This is a genomic window from Caballeronia sp. LZ032 (assembly GCF_031451315.1).
Taxonomy (GTDB): Bacteria; Pseudomonadota; Gammaproteobacteria; order Burkholderiales; family Burkholderiaceae; genus Caballeronia.
In genome coordinates, this window is record NZ_JARUXP010000001.1 from 1,384,062 (window position 1) to 1,400,125 (window position 16,064).

The window sequence follows — 16,064 nt, forward strand, 5'->3', positions numbered from 1 at the left end:
GAGTTGACTGGGCGGAGCGACGAAGAACCCAAATCGCTCTGCACCCTCTACTACGGCCCGCCATTGAACGGTCGGACACGATGCACGTCCGTGCAAGGACGTGAGAGATCGCAGACATGCAGATTTAACCGCCTCGCCCATGACAGGCGAAGCGGGGTTCTTCTCATTTACGGCTCACAAGTCCAGTCAAGACCTGCTTCGGCGGTGCAATCGCCTAAATAGACGACGCATTCACCTAAACGCAGAGAGTACGCACAACTGCGCGTTTGCCTTTGAGAAGATTCCGAATTATGCGATGCGTTGACTGTGCGTGATTCGTTGCCTGTTGTCCAATTTTTTCGTTATGGCGCGATCACGCAAGCAATGGCGCGCACGGTGAAACGATGACGAGCACGGCACGCTGCGCGCGCATGCCGTGCTGACGTTGATCCTCCTTTTAAGCTCGCTCGGGTTCTTCGGCTTGTTGCGGATCCTGTGCCTGTGCCGCGTGGTCCTGATGGGCGTCCTCGCCGCTCTTGTTGAGCTCGCGCAATTCGATCACGCTTTTACGTCTTAATGCTGAGCTTGTTCTTCAGCATGCCTCCTCGGATGTTCCTCTCGTAACTCAACTCGTGCAGGGCTCGGCGCGTTGTTCAGGGTCGACGACGTATCGCGTTGAATTGAAACCGTTTTTCAGGTTTTTTTCGGTCTACATTCTTTTTTTCTGCAAAGAAGGTCACCAAAGAAAGCAGCTTTCTTACCGCCCAAGGTCCACCAGCGGCACGACACAGAAAAGCCTCACTGGCCCGGCACTAGCGAGTGCCCTCGTAGGCCATACCGGGCGTGGATCGCGGACCCACTGGGACAAACTGCCGTTCAGCGAACTGGTGCAGCACCTGAGGGTTCCGGCCCAGCGCTACGCGCTGCCGGAGGGTATGCAAGGGAAACCAGTGGGAGGCAAGAGCAATGAGATGGACGCGTAAGCAAGAGTGCACTGGCATCCCCGATTGACCGGACGGCGGCGCGTAGCGCAGCGCCGGAGCATGCAAGGGCTGCACCGGTCTGTTCTGTGGTGCAATTTTCACAGTGGGTCCGCGATCCACGCCGGGTGTGGCCTATGAGGGCACTCTCTACTGCGGCGCCAGAAACGTGGTTCTGTGTCGTGCCGCTAAATGACGCTGGGCGAGAAGAAAAGCTGCTTTCTTTGGTGACTTTCTTTGCAGCGGCAAAGAAAGTTACCCCCGCCCCGGGGAGGGGCAGTGCTAATACACCGACGCGAAAACAGGAAGTCCATAGAAGCGCAAGCGAACACAAGCAACCCACGCGAAGGACGAGAGCGAAGCCCCCCGCCCCGGGGAGGGGCAGTGCCAATAGACCGAAGCGAATACAGGAAGTCCATCGAAGCGCAAAGCCAACGAAACAGATCCCTCAGAAGAAGCCCCTTTTCACCGCCCAGAAACCGCCGGCTGCCTGACCGGCGCCCCCAACGCTCGGAGCGTCTCCTTCACCGTCCCGATCCGCACAGCCAGATCCGGACTCCTCGTCTCGATCCGCAACTTGTCCTGCCCCGCCAGCTTGATGTGCTTGTGCTTCTGCACCATCTCGATGATCTTCATCCCATCAACCGGAGGATTCGGCACGAACTGCAACGAAATGGCCTGCTCCCCAGCATCGATCTTGGAGATGCCCAACGGCTTGGCGGCAAGCCTCAACCGATGCGTCTCCACCAGCGCATGCGCCTGCGGCGGCAACTTGCCAAAGCGGTCCACCAGCTCCTCGAGAATCCCGTCGATCGCATCGCTCGATTCGCAGTTGGCCAGCCGCTTGTACAGCGACAGACGCTCCTGCACATCGCCGCAATAATCCGCAGGAAGAATGGCCGGCGCATGCAGATTGATCTCCGTCGTCGCGGCAAGCGGCGCATTCAGATCCGGCTCGCGCCCATCCTTCAGCGCCCGCACGGCGTCGTTCAGCATGTCGGTGTAAAGCTGAAAGCCAATCTCGTGAATCTCGCCCGACTGCTTGTCGCCCAGCACCTCACCCGTGCCGCGAATCTCCAGGTCATGCATCGCTAGATAGAAGCCCGAACCCAGTTCCTCCATCTGCTGGATCGCCTCCAGCCGACGCTGCGCCTGCTTCGTCAGCGACTGCGGATCATGCACCAGCAAATACGCATACGCCTGGTGATGCGAACGCCCGACCCGCCCACGCAACTGATGCAACTGCGCCAGACCGAACTTGTCCGCCCGATGCATGAGAATCGTGTTCGCACTCGGCACATCGATGCCAGTCTCGATGATCGTCGTGCACAACAGCACATTCGCACGCTGCCCGACAAAGTCACGCATCACGCGTTCGAGTTCGCGCTCATGCATCTGTCCATGCGCCACCGCAATGCGCGCCTCAGGCACCAGCGCCTCCAGCATCGCGCGGCGATTCTCGATGGTCTCCACCTCGTTGTGCAGGAAGTACACCTGGCCGCCGCGCTTCAGTTCGCGCAACATCGCCTCGCGTATCACGCCGTCTTCCTCGCGACGCACGAAGGTCTTGATGGCCAGACGCTTCTGCGGCGCCGTCGCGATCACCGAGAAATCGCGCAAGCCTTCCAGCGCCATGCCGAGCGTACGCGGGATCGGCGTGGCGGTCAGCGTGAGCACGTCAACCTCGGCGCGCAACGCCTTCAACCCTTCCTTCTGACGCACGCCAAAACGATGCTCCTCGTCGATGATCACCAGCCCCAGCCGTTTGAACTTCACGTCGCCGGACAAGAGCTTGTGCGTGCCGATGACGATATCGACCGAGCCATCGTTGATCTGCTGCACGGCCGTCGAGACTTCCTTGCCCGTCTTGAAGCGCGACAGCTCCGCGATGCGCACCGGCCAGTCCGCGAAGCGATCGGTGAAGGTCTGCGTATGCTGCTCGGCAAGCAGCGTCGTCGGCGAGAGAATCGCCACCTGCTTGCCCGCCATCACCGCGATGAACGCAGCCCGCAACGCCACCTCCGTCTTGCCGAAGCCGACGTCGCCGCACACGAGACGGTCCATCGGCTTGCCGCTCGTCATGTCGCCGATGACCGCGGCAATCGCCGCCGCCTGATCGGGCGTTTCCTCGAAGCCGAAGCTCTCCGCGAACTTCGTGTAGTCGCGCGGCTCCAGCTTGAACGCGTAGCCCTCTCGCGCGGCACGGCGTGCATAGAGGTTGAGCAGTTCGGCGGCGGTATCGCGGATCTGCTGGGCCGCCTTGCGCTTGGCCTTTTCCCATTGTCCCGAACCCAGCTGATGCAGCGGCGCGCTCTCCGGATCCGCGCCGCTATAGCGCGAGATCACATGCAGTTGCGACACCGGCACGTACAGCTTCGCCTCGTTCTGATACTCGAGATGCAGGAACTCGGTTTCGCCCTCGCCGAGATCCATCGACACCAATCCCATGTAGCGGCCAATACCGTGCTGCGCATGCACGACCGGATCGCCCACCTTCAGTTCGGCAAGGTCGCGCACCATCGAATCGACATTGCTCGCCTGTTCCTGACGGCGCCGTCCGGGCCGGCGCGCCAGCGGTCCGTAGAGTTCGGTCTCCGTGATGATCGCGAGCTTCTCGGACGGCAGCGAAAAACCGTTCGCCAGCGGCGCGATGCCGAGCGTGAACTTGCCGTCGCTCGTCAGCCACTCGTGGAAGGTGTCGTGCGTCTCGCCGCGCAGGTGATTCTCGGCGAGCAACTGCTGGATGGTCTCGCGCCGCCCCGCCGATTCCGCCACCAGCATCACGCGATTCTCCGTCTGCTCCAGGTAATGGCGCAGCGCGAGCAGGGGCTCGTCGGCGTGGCGGTCGAGCGCGAGCCCCGGCAAGGGCGCGGCCCAGCCGCCTTCGGGCACGGCCGGGAACTTGAGCTGCGCGAACGGCTTCGCGAAGGTGAAGAAGTCGTCGTCCGTCAGGAACAGGCGGCGCGGTTCAAGCAGCGGCCGCTCGCGATCGTGCGACAGGAAGGCGTGGCGCTGCTTGGTGTCGTGCGTGAAACGCTTGATGGCCGCATCCAGGTCGCCGACGAAAGCCAGTTGCGAGCCTTCGGGCAGATAGTGGAAGAGCGTCGCGGTGTCGTCGAAGAACAGCGGCAAGTAGTATTCGATGCCCGCCGACGGCACGCCGTTGCCCATGTCCTTGTAGATCTGCGAGCGGCTCGGATCCCCCTCGAACACTTCCCGCCAACGGCTGCGAAAGGCCGTGCGCGCGGCTTCGTCGAAGGGAAACTCGCGGCCCGGCAGCAGGCGCACGTCCTTCACCGGATAGAGGCTGCGTTGCGTGTCGGGATCGAACGCGCGGATCGAATCCACCTGGTCGTCGAACAAATCGAGCCGGTAGGGCAGCGGCGAACCCATCGGGTAGAGATCGATCAGCGAACCGCGCACACAGTATTCGCCCGGCCGCACGACCTGGCTCACATGTTCGTAGCCCGCCAGCGTCAGCTGTGCCTTGAGCTTCGCTTCGTCGAGGCGCTCGCCCTGCTTGAACGAGAACGTATAGGCCGCCAGGAACGACGCCGGCGGCATCCGGTACAGCGCCGTGGTCGCCGGCACGATCAGGATGTCGCAGCGGCCTTCGCCGAGATCATGCAGCGTCGCCAGACGCTCCGACACCAGGTCCTGATGTGGGGAAAAGGTGTCGTACGGAAGCGTTTCCCAGTCGGGCAGCAGCCGCACGCGGGCATCGGGCGCGAAGTAGGGAATTTCGGCCGCGAGACGCTGGGCATCGACCGCGCTGGCCGTGACGATCGTCAGCAACGGCACGCTGTCGCGATACGCCGCGTGATAGCGGGCGAGGGCGAGGGCGTCGGACGAAACGGTCGCGCCGGAGAAGACGAAACGCTGACCAGGCTTGACTAGGGCAATGGGAGAACTGGACTGCGCGGTGACGGCTTTGGAAGGCATAGGGTGTGCATGGAGCCGTCCGGCAGGCCGTTCGAAGGAGCGAACTGGCGTGCGCCGGACGTGGTCGCGATGGACCTATTATAAAATCCGGGCTTCGACTTTGACTTGGCCACGTTAAACCACGTTACCCGCCCGTGACTTCGCGCCTCTTCTCACTGATTCCCTGCGCCGGCACCGGCAGCCGTTCCGGCGCGCCGATGCCGAAGCAATACCAGACCGTCGCAGGCCGCCCGATGCTCGCCTACACGCTCGCGGCATTCGACGCATGTTCCGAATTCTCGCAGACCCTGGTCGTGCTTGCACCGGACGACCCGCACTTCGACGCGCGCCGCTTCGCCGGCCTGCGCTTCGTGGTGGCGCGCTGCGGCGGCCCTTCGCGGCAGGCCTCGGTGTACAACGGTCTGCTCGCGCTCGCCGGCTTCGGCGCGCGCGACGACGACTGGGTGCTCGTGCATGACGCCGCGCGCCCCGGCATCACGCCGGAGATGATCCGCAAGCTCGTCGCGGAACTGCGCGACGACGCAGTGGGCGGCATTCTCGCGCTGCCGGTCGCGGACACGCTCAAGCGCGTCGCACCGAACATGCCCGACGTGCCCAGCAACGACGTCCATGATGTACGGATCGCCCGCACGGAATCGCGCGACGGCCTCTGGCAAGCGCAGACGCCGCAGATGTTCCGCGTCGGCATGCTGCGCGAGGCGATCGAACGTGCGCGTCACGACGGCCACGACCTGACCGACGAAGCCAGCGCCATCGAATGGCTCGGCCACTCGCCGAAGCTAGTTCAGGGCAGCCTGCGCAACTTCAAGGTGACGTATCCGGAAGACTTCGCGCTCGCCGGCGCGATGCTCGCCGCGCACGCCTGAAGCTCGTCCACCTCTCACTCAACCAAGGTTTGCATCGATGGATTTCAGAATCGGACAGGGCTACGACGTCCACCAGCTCGTCGAGGGCCGCCCGCTCATCATCGGCGGCGTGACGGTGCCTTACGAACGCGGCCTGCTCGGCCACTCGGACGCGGACGTCCTGCTGCACGCCATCACCGACGCGCTGTTCGGCGCGGCGTCGCTCGGCGATATCGGCCGGCATTTTCCGGATACCGCGACCGAATTCGCCGGCGCCGACAGCCGCGTGCTGTTGCGAGAAGCGATGCACCGCGTGACAGACGCCGGTTTCGCGATCGTCAATGTGGACAGCACCGTGATCGCCCAGGCGCCGAAGCTCGCGCCGCATATCGAGGCCATGCGCGCGAACATCGCCGACGACCTCGACCTGCCGCTCGACCGCGTCAACGTCAAGGCCAAGACCAACGAGAAGCTCGGCTACCTCGGCCGCAAGGAAGGCATCGAGGCGCAGGCGGCCGTGCTGCTGCGCAGGACGTCCATCGACGCTTGACGCGTTTTATAGGCGACAGGCGAGCGGCGCGCGCTCAGAGCGTCGCGCCGCCGGCCGGGCGCTCGCAGGCACACAGCTCGCCGGTTTGCAGCGCGTCGAGCACGCGCAGTACTTCCTCGGGGCTGCGGCCTACGTTCAGGTTATTGACCGACACGTGCTGGATGATGTTGTCGGGATCGACGATGAAGGTCGCGCGCAACGCCACGCCCGCTTCCTTGTCGCGGATGCCCAGCTGATCGATCAGTTCGCCCTTCACGTCGCCGAAGGCATAGTGATTGAGCTTGCTCAGTTCCCGGTGCTCACGGCGCCAGGCCAGCTTGACGAACTCGTTGTCGACGCTGCCGCCCATCAGCACCGCGTCACGATCCTCGAAGTCCCGTGCAATGCGCGCGAACTCGATGATCTCCGTCGGGCACACGAAGCCGAAATCGCGCGGGTAGAAGTAGATGATCTTCCACTTGCCCGGAAAGGATTGCTCCGTGATGTCCTCGAAGGCAAACTGGCCGTTTTCCTCGTAATGGTTGAAGCCCGGCTTCGCCGCGGTGACGGTGAAAGCCTCGACTTTGTCGCCGACGGTCTTCATGCAGAGACTCCTGAGGAAGAAATAGAACGCGTTCGAATCAGACACCCATGACGTCGCCGGGTTTCAAGCCGCGATTCAGCCTTCGAAGCGCGCGCCGCCCTTCATCGACGGGAAATCGATCGTCACCTCGAAGCCCGCCAGCGGCGCGCGGTTGCGCAGGCGCAGCGTGCCGCGCTGCCGCGTGACGAGGCGCTGCACGATCGCCATGCCGAGGCCCGTGCCGTTCGCCTGGGTGCGCGCGGTATCGACGCGATAGAACGGACGCGTGATCAGCGCGACCTGGTCGTCGGGGATGCCGCGGCCTTCGTCCATCACCGAGAGCTCCACCTTGCCGTGCGACACCCGCGTCTGCAGCGTGATGCGGGCGATGTCGTCGTGCTCGCTGCGGCCGTACTTGCGCGCGTTCTCCAGCAGGTTGCCGACGACGCGGCGCGCATCGGTCGGATCGCCCTCGATCACCGCGCCGGGCGCGAGATCGGTGCGCATCACGACGCCTTCGTCGGCGTGGAAACGTGCGGCCAGTTCGCTGGCGATCATCGAGAGATCGACGGCTTCAGGCATGCGCTGCATCGGCCGCGCGTAGTCCAGGAAGCGGCCGATGATCATGTCCATCTGCTCGATGTCGTCGATCATCGCGAGCTTGGTGGCCTCGTCCGACGGACTCATTTCGGTTTCGAGCCGCAGCCGCGCGAGCGGCGTGCGCAAGTCGTGCGAAATGCCCGCGAGCATCAGTGCGCGGTCCGCCTCGAGTTGTTCGAGGTCCTGCACCATCTGGTTGAAGCTGCGGTTGGTCTCGGCGGCAACGCCCATGCCGCGCTCCGGCAAGGGTTCCGGCGACTGTCCCGAACCGAGCTTGCGCGCAGCCAGCGCCAGCCGCGCGAACGGCCGGTTCACGAGGCTTGTAATGAAAGCCGCGCCGAACAGCGACAGCGCCAGCGCGAACACGCCCCAGCCGGCCCATTGCAGGCCGGTGACGGTGTCGAGCTGGTCGCGGTCGAGTGCGACCCAGTAATCGTCGTCATCGATCTTGAAGCTGATCCACACGCCGGGAATCTCGTTCACCGACTGGGCGATGATCGTGTCGTTGCCGAGCCGGCCGCGCACGTCGCGCTCGATCAGCCGGTTGAGCGACTCGTCGGGCTGGAGCTTGTACTTGTCGGTGGTTTCGCGCGGATAGACGCGCACACCCTCGTTGCTCTCCAGATCCTGCAACAGCGCGCGGCGCAGGTCGGGATCGGAATAGAGCAGGGCGGTGCGCGTCAGCTTGACGACCGCGACGAGCTGCAGCGCCACGCGCTGCGCGCGCGGCTCGCGTTCGATCACGCGAAAGCTCTGGAACCATGCGGTCAGGCTGACCGCGATGAGCAGCGCGATCAGCGCGAAGGTACGCCAGAACAGGCCGCCGAACGCGAGCGCCAGTAGCCGCCTGTCGATGCGCATGGGTCTGTCGGGTTCAGCTCGGGTAAGGGAAGAAAGCGTGACCAAACTCGCTCAAGCTCAAGAAGCTTAGAAACACTCAGGCCGCGCCGTCGGGAATGAACACGTAGCCCAGGCCCCACACCGTCTGAATGAAGCGCGGACTGCTCGGATCGGGCTCGATCAGCTTGCGCAGACGCGAGATCTGTACGTCGAGACTTCGGTCGAACACTTCGTATTCACGGCCGCGTGCGAGCTCCATCAGCTTTTCGCGCGAAAGCGGCTGGCGCGGATGACGCGCGAAGACTTTCAGCACCGAGAATTCGCCGGTGGTCAGCGGAATTTCCTGGCCGTTTTTCGTGAGCGTACGCGTTGCGAGGTTCAGCGCGAATTCGCCGAACTCGAACACCTCGGTGGTTTCCGACGGCGCGCCCGGCAGTTCGGACGGCGTCTGGCGACGCAGCACCGCATGAATGCGCGCCACGAGTTCGCGCGGGTTGAACGGCTTCGGCAAATAATCGTCGGCGCCCATTTCCAGCCCGACGATACGATCCACATCTTCGCCCTTCGCGGTCAGCATGATGATGGGCGTGCGGTCATTGCTGCCGCGCAGACGACGACAGATGGAAAGGCCGTCTTCGCCGGGGAGCATCAGGTCGAGCACCAGCAGGTCGAAACGCTCGCGCACCCAGAGCTTGTTCATGGCCGGGGCGTTTTCCGCGACGTACACGTTGAAGCCTTGCTCGCCGAGGTAACGGCGCAAGAGGTCACGCAGGCGCGGGTCGTCGTCGACTACGAGAATTTTTGAAGGGTTCTTGGTTTCCATGGCGGCATCTTAGCGCGATTAGTCAAACGTCGAGTTTGTAACAAAAGCGAGTGTAACAGTTGGTTACAAAATTTACGGGGCCTGTGGCACGGCCTAAGGGTTTGGGCCGTACACTGCGTTACCTGAGCCCGCCATTCGGTAGATACTCCATTAGACCAGCGCGTCGTGCGGCCCGACCAGCCATGGCAGGACGTGCATGAAAAGACTGAGGCTGTCCGGTTGTCGAGCAACGAAGGGAACAATATGAAGGGAGCGCGGCAACGCGGACCCGTGCGCGCCGAGCGCATTTTCAGAAAGACACTTCTTGCCAGTGCGCTCTATGCAGTACTGAGCACGCCTCACGCGCATGCGCAGAACGCCGGTTTCGCGCTCGACGGCAACCGTTCCGACCGTTTCGACAGCAACGTCACCACATCACCCAAACGTTTCGATGGCCGCATGATTCGCGCACAGCAGCGCGTGAGCAAGCGCGGGTCCGGTGCGACCAGTGCGCATGACAGCCAGGCGCCCGCGATGCAACCCATTCAGCAGGTCGATCAGGCGCCGCCCGCGCGCCCGCCGCGCCACACCGTGATGACCGCCGACGAGCGCCGTCTCTTGCGGCAGCACATCGAAGAAGCGGTGCGCGATCTGTACAAGCGCTAGGCGCCCACGCCGATGAACCGACGCCAGTTTCTCTGCACGGCCGGCGCGTTCGCGGGATGGTCGGGCGGCGTCGCATGCCGGCCGCTTGCAGGAGCTTCCACATTCGATCGCGCGCTGGTGCTCGTCGACCTGGATGGCGGCAACGATGGCGTGAATACCGTCATCCCGATCGGCGATCCGCTGTACCGTGCGCTGCGGCCGACGCTCGCCGTACCGGAAGAGCAGGTCTTGACGCTCGATGCACGCACGGGTTTGCATCCGTCGCTTTTACCCTTGCTCGGGGCCTGGCGTGGACAGGAACTGGCGATCGTGCAGGGCGTCGGTCATGACGCGTGCAACCGCTCGCATTTCCGTTCACGGCAGATCTGGGACACGGCCTCCGATACGCATGAATACCGCGACGACAGCTGGTTTGCAAACGCGGGCGTGCCGCTTGCCCCAAGCTCGCCCGCCGGCTCGTTCGCTGCTTCATGCGAGGACGCCGCGCGCTCGATCGCGCAACGCGAAGCGGCCGTGGCGCGCATCGCGCTGCACGGCTTCGACACGCACGAGAGCCAGGCGTCGCGGCATGCGGCGCTGCTGGGGCAACTGGCGAAGGGGCTGATGGTGCTGCGAGCGCAGTTGATCGCATCCGGCGACTGGCATCGGACGCTCGTCATGACGAGCTCGGATTTCGGACGGTCGGTGCGTGAGAATGCGGCCGGCGGCACGGATCACGGCGCCGCCGCGGCGCATTTCCTGATGGGCGGCAACGTGCGCGGCGGCCTGTGGGGCGCGGCGCCGCGCCTCGATGGGCTCGAAGGCGATGAGGGCATACCCGTGACCCTCGACTTCAGGCAACTGCACGCCACGGCGTGCGCGCATCTGGGCGTCGTGCCGTCGTCATCGGTGGAACGCTTCGCGCCGCTGCCGCTATTGCGCGCCTAGTGCAGTCAACGCGTGCGCCAGGTGATCCACAGCTTGCGGATCGGCGTGAGTGAAATGCGTTGATGCAGCACCTTGAAGTCTTCCCGCTCGATTTCATCGAACAAGGCATAAGCGAGCGCCGCCTCGGCGCGCAGCACGCGCTGCGTGGCGCGTTCGGCGGGCGGCAGGGCGGCGAGGGCCGTGTCGAGCGTCTGGCGGGCGCGCGTCGTCTGGAAGCGCATCAGCTCGGCGAAAGCGTCGCCATATTTGCGGTTGATGATGTCCGCCGCCGTCACGTTGAAGCGCTGCAATTCGTCGATCGGAATGTAGATGCGGCCATGACGCGCGTCGTCGCCGATGTTCTGCACGCGTTCGGCCAGTTGCAGCGCCGCGCCGAGCGGAGCGGCCCACGCGGCGGCCTGTTGCGGCTCGCGCGCGGTCACACGGGCGATCGCCGTGGCGAACGCGCCGCCGGTCTGGTCGAGATAGCGCCGCAAGCCGGGCCAGTCGAGATAGCGCGCCTGATCCAGATCCATGCCGAAGCCGTCGACGACCGTCGCCAGCAACCCGCGCCCGGCCTCGTCGAGCACGGCATACCGGGCGTCGCCGGCGTGCGCCTGCAGCGCCTTGGTGACGGGATGGGTCGGCGTGCCTTCGTCGAGCCGGCCGAGTTCGCTTTGCCACCAGGCGTGCTTGGTGCGGCCGATGGTCGGATCGCTGGTTTCCTTGACCGTTTCCTCCAGCTCGCGCCGCAGCGCGAACAGGGCGGTCAGGAGCGGCTGCACGGCGGCGGGGGCGCGGCGCAAGGCGTAATACGTGCCGGAGCCTTCGGGTGCGGCTTTCTGCTGGCAGTAGTCGTCGAAATTCACGAACTTGATGTGTGGGGAGGCAAGGGTGGGCGGGGCGATATCCGCCGACGCATGGGCGCCCATTTTATCCGCCCCGCAATGCCTTTGCCGCCGCTTGCCGGCGAACGCCGCTGGTTCCGGATGTGCGGCGCACCACTGACGCCGCCCGCGCCCGGCGCAACACTGCCGCAATCCGTCCGAGTATGACGTTCCATTGCAGTGCGCGCAGTCGGGAGGCGCCCATGGCCCTGAGCAAATCCGAGAACAAGCAATTCGGCGATCGATGCCTGCCGTTCCTCGTCAAGAGCGTGGCGACGGATTTAGGCTTCGACTTCCGTGTGTGTCCGCGCCAGATGCATGTGTCGCCGACGGTGGGTCTGCACATCACGGCGAATCGCAAGGCCGATGCCACGCTGTCCTATCCGCTCAATGTCTTCGTGTTCTGGCAGCCCTCGGGCGTGCGGCAGTTCCTGTCGCACGTGGATCGGCCGATCGCGGCGGCGCGCGCGAGCGAATTGTTGCCGAACGAGATCCGGCGGGTGATGAATCAGTCCGGAGTGGACTTCGCGGGCCGCTCGCAGGAGAAGGGCGAGGTGATGATGGTCGAACTCGGCGATATCAGCGTCTAGCGAATGATTCGGGATGCTTCGCGATCGCGATCGCGAGCTTGCGCGAGACGTGGACGGGATCTGTCCGAGCGGAATCGAGTCGACGAAAAAAACCCGCGTCAGCCGGAACCGGCGCGGGTTTGTTTCAGGTCCGGGCGAGAGAAACGGGTCTGACGGGTTTCCGGCCGCCTGTACTGCATGAGAATACGGCAGGCTGATATTCGGCCCGATGCGGCGTAGACCCCAACCATGACTCGATCATTGCCAGCGCGGCTACCCACGGTCTCAGTCGCGCCCGGCGCGCCAGATCATCACCGCGGAAGCTGACTCGCGCACAAACCAAAAAGCCACCTTCCCGGTGGCTTTTTTTGTGCTGTCGCATTGCTGTCTTTCGAATGGCAAAACAGCGCGAATGCAGGCAAATCAAAGATCGCCTGGCTTATCCAGGCTCTTGATTCAGAGAGGGATGGGTGGTGCGAGGAGCGGGACTCGAACCCGCACACCCTTGCGGGCGTCAGGACCTAAACCTGGTGCGTCTACCAATTTCGCCATCCTCGCATCACGGCTTGCGCGGCGGGGTTCTCGACGCCTTGCGGCCTGTCTCGATGCCCGGCGATGCCGCCGTGTCCGGCACCGGTCCAACGTGCCAAGCCCGAGATTCTAACCGATTCATCTGTCGATGTCCGGGAATTTGCGGCAATGCGGCGACGGCGCCGCGCCTGCGTCAATTGAGTCAATTGCGCGCGTGATGCTCTCCATGTGCATCATGAGATTGCGGCCTGCCGGCGCGCTGCCTACAATCTCGTCCGACTCTTCGCTTTGACCTCCACTCCGCTCTCATGACCCGCAACGCGCGCAATCGCTTCGTCGCCTGGCTCGGCATTGCCGCCATGTGGCTCGCCATTGTCGCGCCGGTCATCAGCCAGACGCTCGCGGCCCGTGCAGCCGCCGATGATCCGCTCGCGGCGCTCTGCGCCGTCTCGCCTTCCGGTCAAGCCGCGCATGCAACATCGGCGTTGCTGCCGTCGCACGATGCCGCAAGCCATCACGAAGACGCCGGCCATTTCGACGCCTGCTCCTATTGCGGCCTGCTTGCGCATCATTTGCCGGTCACGCCGGGCATCACGCCGCAGGCCGCGCGCATCGAGCGCGTGGCGCGGGTGGCACCGCGCGCGCAGATTGTCTCGATTCATTCGAAGTCATTCAACGCCGCGCGTCCACGCGCGCCGCCCGTCCTTTCCTGAATCCGTCCTTCGTCCGGTCCGACCGACATCCGTCGCGCGCATGAGCACGACGGTCGCGTGACCGCTCGTCCGTCCTTTCAGGAATTCACGATGGTCCCGCTCATCACGCGCGCGCGGCAGTGTTCGCGCCGCCGTGGCTTCGCGCATTCACGCGCATGGCTTCCCATCTCGCTGATGGCGCACGCGGCGCTATCGGCCGCTGCTACGCCTGCCGCATCGGCAGTGGAGTCCGCCGATCCCACCGAGACAGCCGACACCGCCTTTGCGCCAGTACACATCAGCGCGCAGTCCGCGCCGCGCGCGTCGTCGCTGGCCCCGAACCTGCCCGCGACCGTCAACACCGTCACCGCCGACCAGTTCCAGTACTGGAACGTGACGTCGGCCGAAGACGTGCTCAAGTACGCGCCGAATCTGGCCGTGCGCAAGCGTTTCATCGGCGACCTCCATTCGACGATCGCAGTGCGCGGCGCCAGCAATGCGCAGACGGCGCGCGGCCTGGTCTATGCCGACGGCCTGCTGCTCGGCAACTTCCTCGGCAACATGTGGAACTTCGCGCCGCGCTGGTCGATGATCTTCGCGGACGACATCGAACGCACCGACGTTATCTACGGCCCTTACTCGGCGCTTTATCCGGGCAATTCGATCGGCGCGACCGTGGCCATCACCACGCGCATGCCGACCCAATTCGCCTGGCCGCGCCCATACCACACGGGTTCGCCGTCCATGGCCAGCAGCACGCACTGATGCACGTAGAACGAGACGATCTCTCGAAGGAGCTCAGCGCGGAGTGGGTGCACGGCAACGGTCTCTATCGCTTCACGCTGTTCCAGGACGACGTAAAGAACACGATCCTCAGCCAGACCAACACGACCGTGATTCCTAACATCACTAACGTCCAGAACATCGACCGCGTGCGTTCGCGCGGCGCCGAGTTCGCCTATGAAGGCCAGGACGTGCTCGTGCGCGGCCTCGATCTCGTGGCCAATGTCGCGTACACGCAGTCGAAGATCATCGCGAACAGCGGCAATCCGGCGTCGGTGGGGAAGTACTTCTATCGCATCCCGTTGTGGCGGGCGAACCTCGCGGCGACCTGGGCGTGGGCGTCGACAACCTGTTCGACGAACGTTATTACGTGTATCACCCGTATGCAGGGCGCACGTTTTATGTGGAAGGGCGCATCGGGATCTGATGCCATCGACCGGACACGCACAACCCCTTCAGAGAATCGCCATGCTCGCACCTGTATCCCCTGCCGCCGTTCATCCCAATCAAGGCGATGTCATCGCGCAGCGCCGCACGCTCTGGCGCTGGCACTTCTATGCCGGCCTGTTCGTCATGCCGCTGCTGCTCGTGCTCGCCATCACCGGCACGATCTACTGTTTCCAGCCGCAACTCGAACCGCTCATGTATCGCGACCGGATGGTCGTCGCGGATCCGCACGTGCCGCCCTTGCCGCGCGATGTCCTGCTCGCCAGGGCCGCCGCAAGCGAACCGCGCGGCGCCGTCGCGACGCTCGCGCAGATCGAAACTGACCGCACGCGCAGCGCCGAATTCGTGTTTCGCCTGCCTTCGGGCGAAAGCGAAAGCGTGTATGTGAATCCTTACGACGGCGCGGTGCTCGGCACGCTGTCGGTCGAGCATCGGCTGATGAAACAGGTGCGCGACCTGCATCGCGGACTGATGCTCGGCAAGACCGGCGAACTGCTGATGGAACTGGCCGGATGCTGGACGCTCGTGATGATCGGCACGGGCGTCGCGCTGTGGTGGCCGGATCGCACGAATGTCCGCCACGGCGGGGTCTGGCTGCCGCGATTGTCATTGCGGGGCCGCGCGTGGTGGCGGGACCTGCATGCGGTCGGCGGCGTGTGGCTCGCGGCGGGCGCGCTGTTCTTCGTGCTGTCGGGACTGCCGTGGTCGGGATCGTGGGGGCGCGAGTTCAAGGCGCTCGCGACGTCCGCTTCGCTGGGTTATCCGAAAGGCGCGTGGGGCGAGGCGCACGTGCATTCGAGCGTGCCCGCGGCGCGCGCGCAGGAAGCCGATGCCCACGCCGCACATTCCGGACATGCCGGACACGCGATGCCGTTGACCATGGACGACCTGCCGCTCAAGCAGACGCCGTGGGCCGTCGGCGCGACGGCCGTGCCGGGCGGCATGGCGGCGCCGGTCGCGGCTGCGCGGCTGTCGCTGCATCAGGTGGTGGTGCTCGCCGCGCGCAAAGGTGTCGCCGACGACTACGGCATCGCGCTGCCGAACACACCGGGCGGCGTCTATACGGTGTCGTCGTTCCCCGCCGATCCACGCGATGAACGCACGCTGCACATCGACCAGTACAGCGGCCGCGTGCTCGCCGACATCGCGTACCCGAACTATGGCCGCGTCGCGCAGTGGATCTCGTACGGCACGTCGCTGCACATGGGGCGGTATTTCGGTCTGGCGAACCAGATCGTCTGCGCGGCGATTTCGCTCGGACTCGCCGCGCTGGCGCTGACGGGTTTCGTCATGTGGCTGAAGCGCCGGCCGGCGCGGACTATCGGCGCACCGTCGCGTCCGGCACGGCGTCCGCCGATGCGCGCCTGGCGCGGCGGCCTGACGCTGCTCGGCATGATCTTTCCGCTGATGGGCGCGACGATGCTCGCGGTGTGGTGCATCGACCGGATTGCTCTTGGCGGGAAGCGCGTGGCCGCGTGAGGCT

13 protein-coding genes, 1 tRNA gene and 2 pseudogenes are annotated in these 16,064 nt (G+C 64.7%); 10 read left to right on the forward strand and 6 right to left on the reverse strand.

The window, feature by feature from the left end; translation table 11 throughout:
* Positions 1 to 1,424: 1,424 nt before the first annotated feature.
* Entirely contained in the window at positions 1,425 to 4,901 is a 3,477-nt protein-coding gene (mfd, locus tag QCE69_RS06505; RefSeq protein WP_309929966.1) for a transcription-repair coupling factor, read from the reverse strand.
* A 134-nt stretch (positions 4,902 to 5,035) separates the two neighbouring features.
* On the opposite strand from mfd, the gene ispD reads away from it, so the two are divergent.
* Both ispD and ispF read left to right on the forward strand, forming a co-directional pair.
* Entirely contained in the window at positions 5,036 to 5,767 is a 732-nt protein-coding gene (gene ispD / locus QCE69_RS06510) for a 2-C-methyl-D-erythritol 4-phosphate cytidylyltransferase (RefSeq protein ID WP_309915767.1), read from the forward strand.
* A 37-nt stretch (positions 5,768 to 5,804) separates the two neighbouring features.
* Positions 5,805 to 6,296 (forward strand): 2-C-methyl-D-erythritol 2,4-cyclodiphosphate synthase, encoded by a 492-nt coding sequence (ispF, locus tag QCE69_RS06515; protein WP_309915770.1) that lies wholly within the window; start codon positions 5,805 to 5,807, stop codon positions 6,294 to 6,296.
* Positions 6,297 to 6,330: 34 nt separating this feature from the next.
* Here ispF and QCE69_RS06520 read toward each other — a convergent pair whose 3' ends face one another.
* From QCE69_RS06520 to ompR, 3 genes are all read right to left on the reverse strand, one after another.
* Positions 6,331 to 6,879 carry a peroxiredoxin gene (locus QCE69_RS06520; protein ID WP_309915773.1) on the reverse strand — a complete coding sequence of 183 codons (549 nt, stop codon included), beginning with the start codon at positions 6,877 to 6,879 and terminating at the stop codon, positions 6,331 to 6,333.
* A 75-nt stretch (positions 6,880 to 6,954) separates the two neighbouring features.
* Entirely contained in the window at positions 6,955 to 8,319 is a 1,365-nt protein-coding gene (locus tag QCE69_RS06525; protein ID WP_309808219.1) for an ATP-binding protein, read from the reverse strand.
* Between the two features lie 76 nt (positions 8,320 to 8,395).
* Positions 8,396 to 9,121: a two-component system response regulator OmpR gene (ompR, locus tag QCE69_RS06530; protein ID WP_016345257.1), complete on the reverse strand. Its 726-nt coding sequence runs from the start codon at positions 9,119 to 9,121 to the stop codon at positions 8,396 to 8,398.
* 243 nt (positions 9,122 to 9,364) lie between these two features.
* Between ompR and QCE69_RS06535 the strand changes: the two genes are divergently transcribed.
* Entirely contained in the window at positions 9,365 to 9,766 is a 402-nt protein-coding gene (locus tag QCE69_RS06535) for a hypothetical protein (RefSeq protein WP_309929968.1), read from the forward strand.
* Between the two features lie 12 nt (positions 9,767 to 9,778).
* On the forward strand, positions 9,779 to 10,693 hold the full coding sequence (locus QCE69_RS06540) for a DUF1501 domain-containing protein (RefSeq protein WP_309929969.1): 915 nt from the start codon (positions 9,779 to 9,781) through the stop codon (positions 10,691 to 10,693).
* 5 nt (positions 10,694 to 10,698) lie between these two features.
* Here QCE69_RS06540 and QCE69_RS06545 read toward each other — a convergent pair whose 3' ends face one another.
* Entirely contained in the window at positions 10,699 to 11,541 is an 843-nt protein-coding gene (locus QCE69_RS06545; RefSeq protein ID WP_309931579.1) for a squalene/phytoene synthase family protein, read from the reverse strand.
* A 221-nt stretch (positions 11,542 to 11,762) separates the two neighbouring features.
* On the opposite strand from QCE69_RS06545, the gene QCE69_RS06550 reads away from it, so the two are divergent.
* Positions 11,763 to 12,149, forward strand: coding sequence for a hypothetical protein (locus QCE69_RS06550; protein ID WP_309929971.1), 387 nt, complete (start codon positions 11,763 to 11,765; stop codon positions 12,147 to 12,149).
* Positions 12,150 to 12,599: 450 nt separating this feature from the next.
* Here QCE69_RS06550 and QCE69_RS06555 read toward each other — a convergent pair.
* A tRNA-Leu gene (locus QCE69_RS06555) sits at positions 12,600 to 12,686 on the reverse strand.
* 281 nt (positions 12,687 to 12,967) lie between these two features.
* Here QCE69_RS06555 and QCE69_RS06560 point away from each other — a divergent pair.
* From QCE69_RS06560 to QCE69_RS06575, 5 genes and pseudogenes are all read left to right on the forward strand, one after another.
* Positions 12,968 to 13,372 (forward strand): DUF2946 domain-containing protein, encoded by a 405-nt coding sequence (locus QCE69_RS06560; RefSeq protein WP_309929973.1) that lies wholly within the window; start codon positions 12,968 to 12,970, stop codon positions 13,370 to 13,372.
* Positions 13,373 to 13,546: 174 nt separating this feature from the next.
* Positions 13,547 to 13,963 (forward strand): annotated as a pseudogene (locus QCE69_RS06565) (TonB-dependent receptor plug domain-containing protein); the annotation flags it as partial.
* A 152-nt stretch (positions 13,964 to 14,115) separates the two neighbouring features.
* Positions 14,116 to 14,493 (forward strand): annotated as a pseudogene (locus tag QCE69_RS39500) (TonB-dependent receptor domain-containing protein); the annotation flags it as partial.
* Positions 14,439 to 14,561: a hypothetical protein gene (locus QCE69_RS06570; protein WP_309929974.1), complete on the forward strand. Its 123-nt coding sequence runs from the start codon at positions 14,439 to 14,441 to the stop codon at positions 14,559 to 14,561. The pseudogene QCE69_RS39500 and the gene QCE69_RS06570, both read left to right, overlap by 55 nt.
* Positions 14,562 to 14,602: 41 nt before the next feature.
* Positions 14,603 to 16,060: a PepSY domain-containing protein gene (locus tag QCE69_RS06575; protein WP_309929977.1), complete on the forward strand. Its 1,458-nt coding sequence runs from the start codon at positions 14,603 to 14,605 to the stop codon at positions 16,058 to 16,060.
* Positions 16,061 to 16,064: the final 4 nt, after the last annotated feature.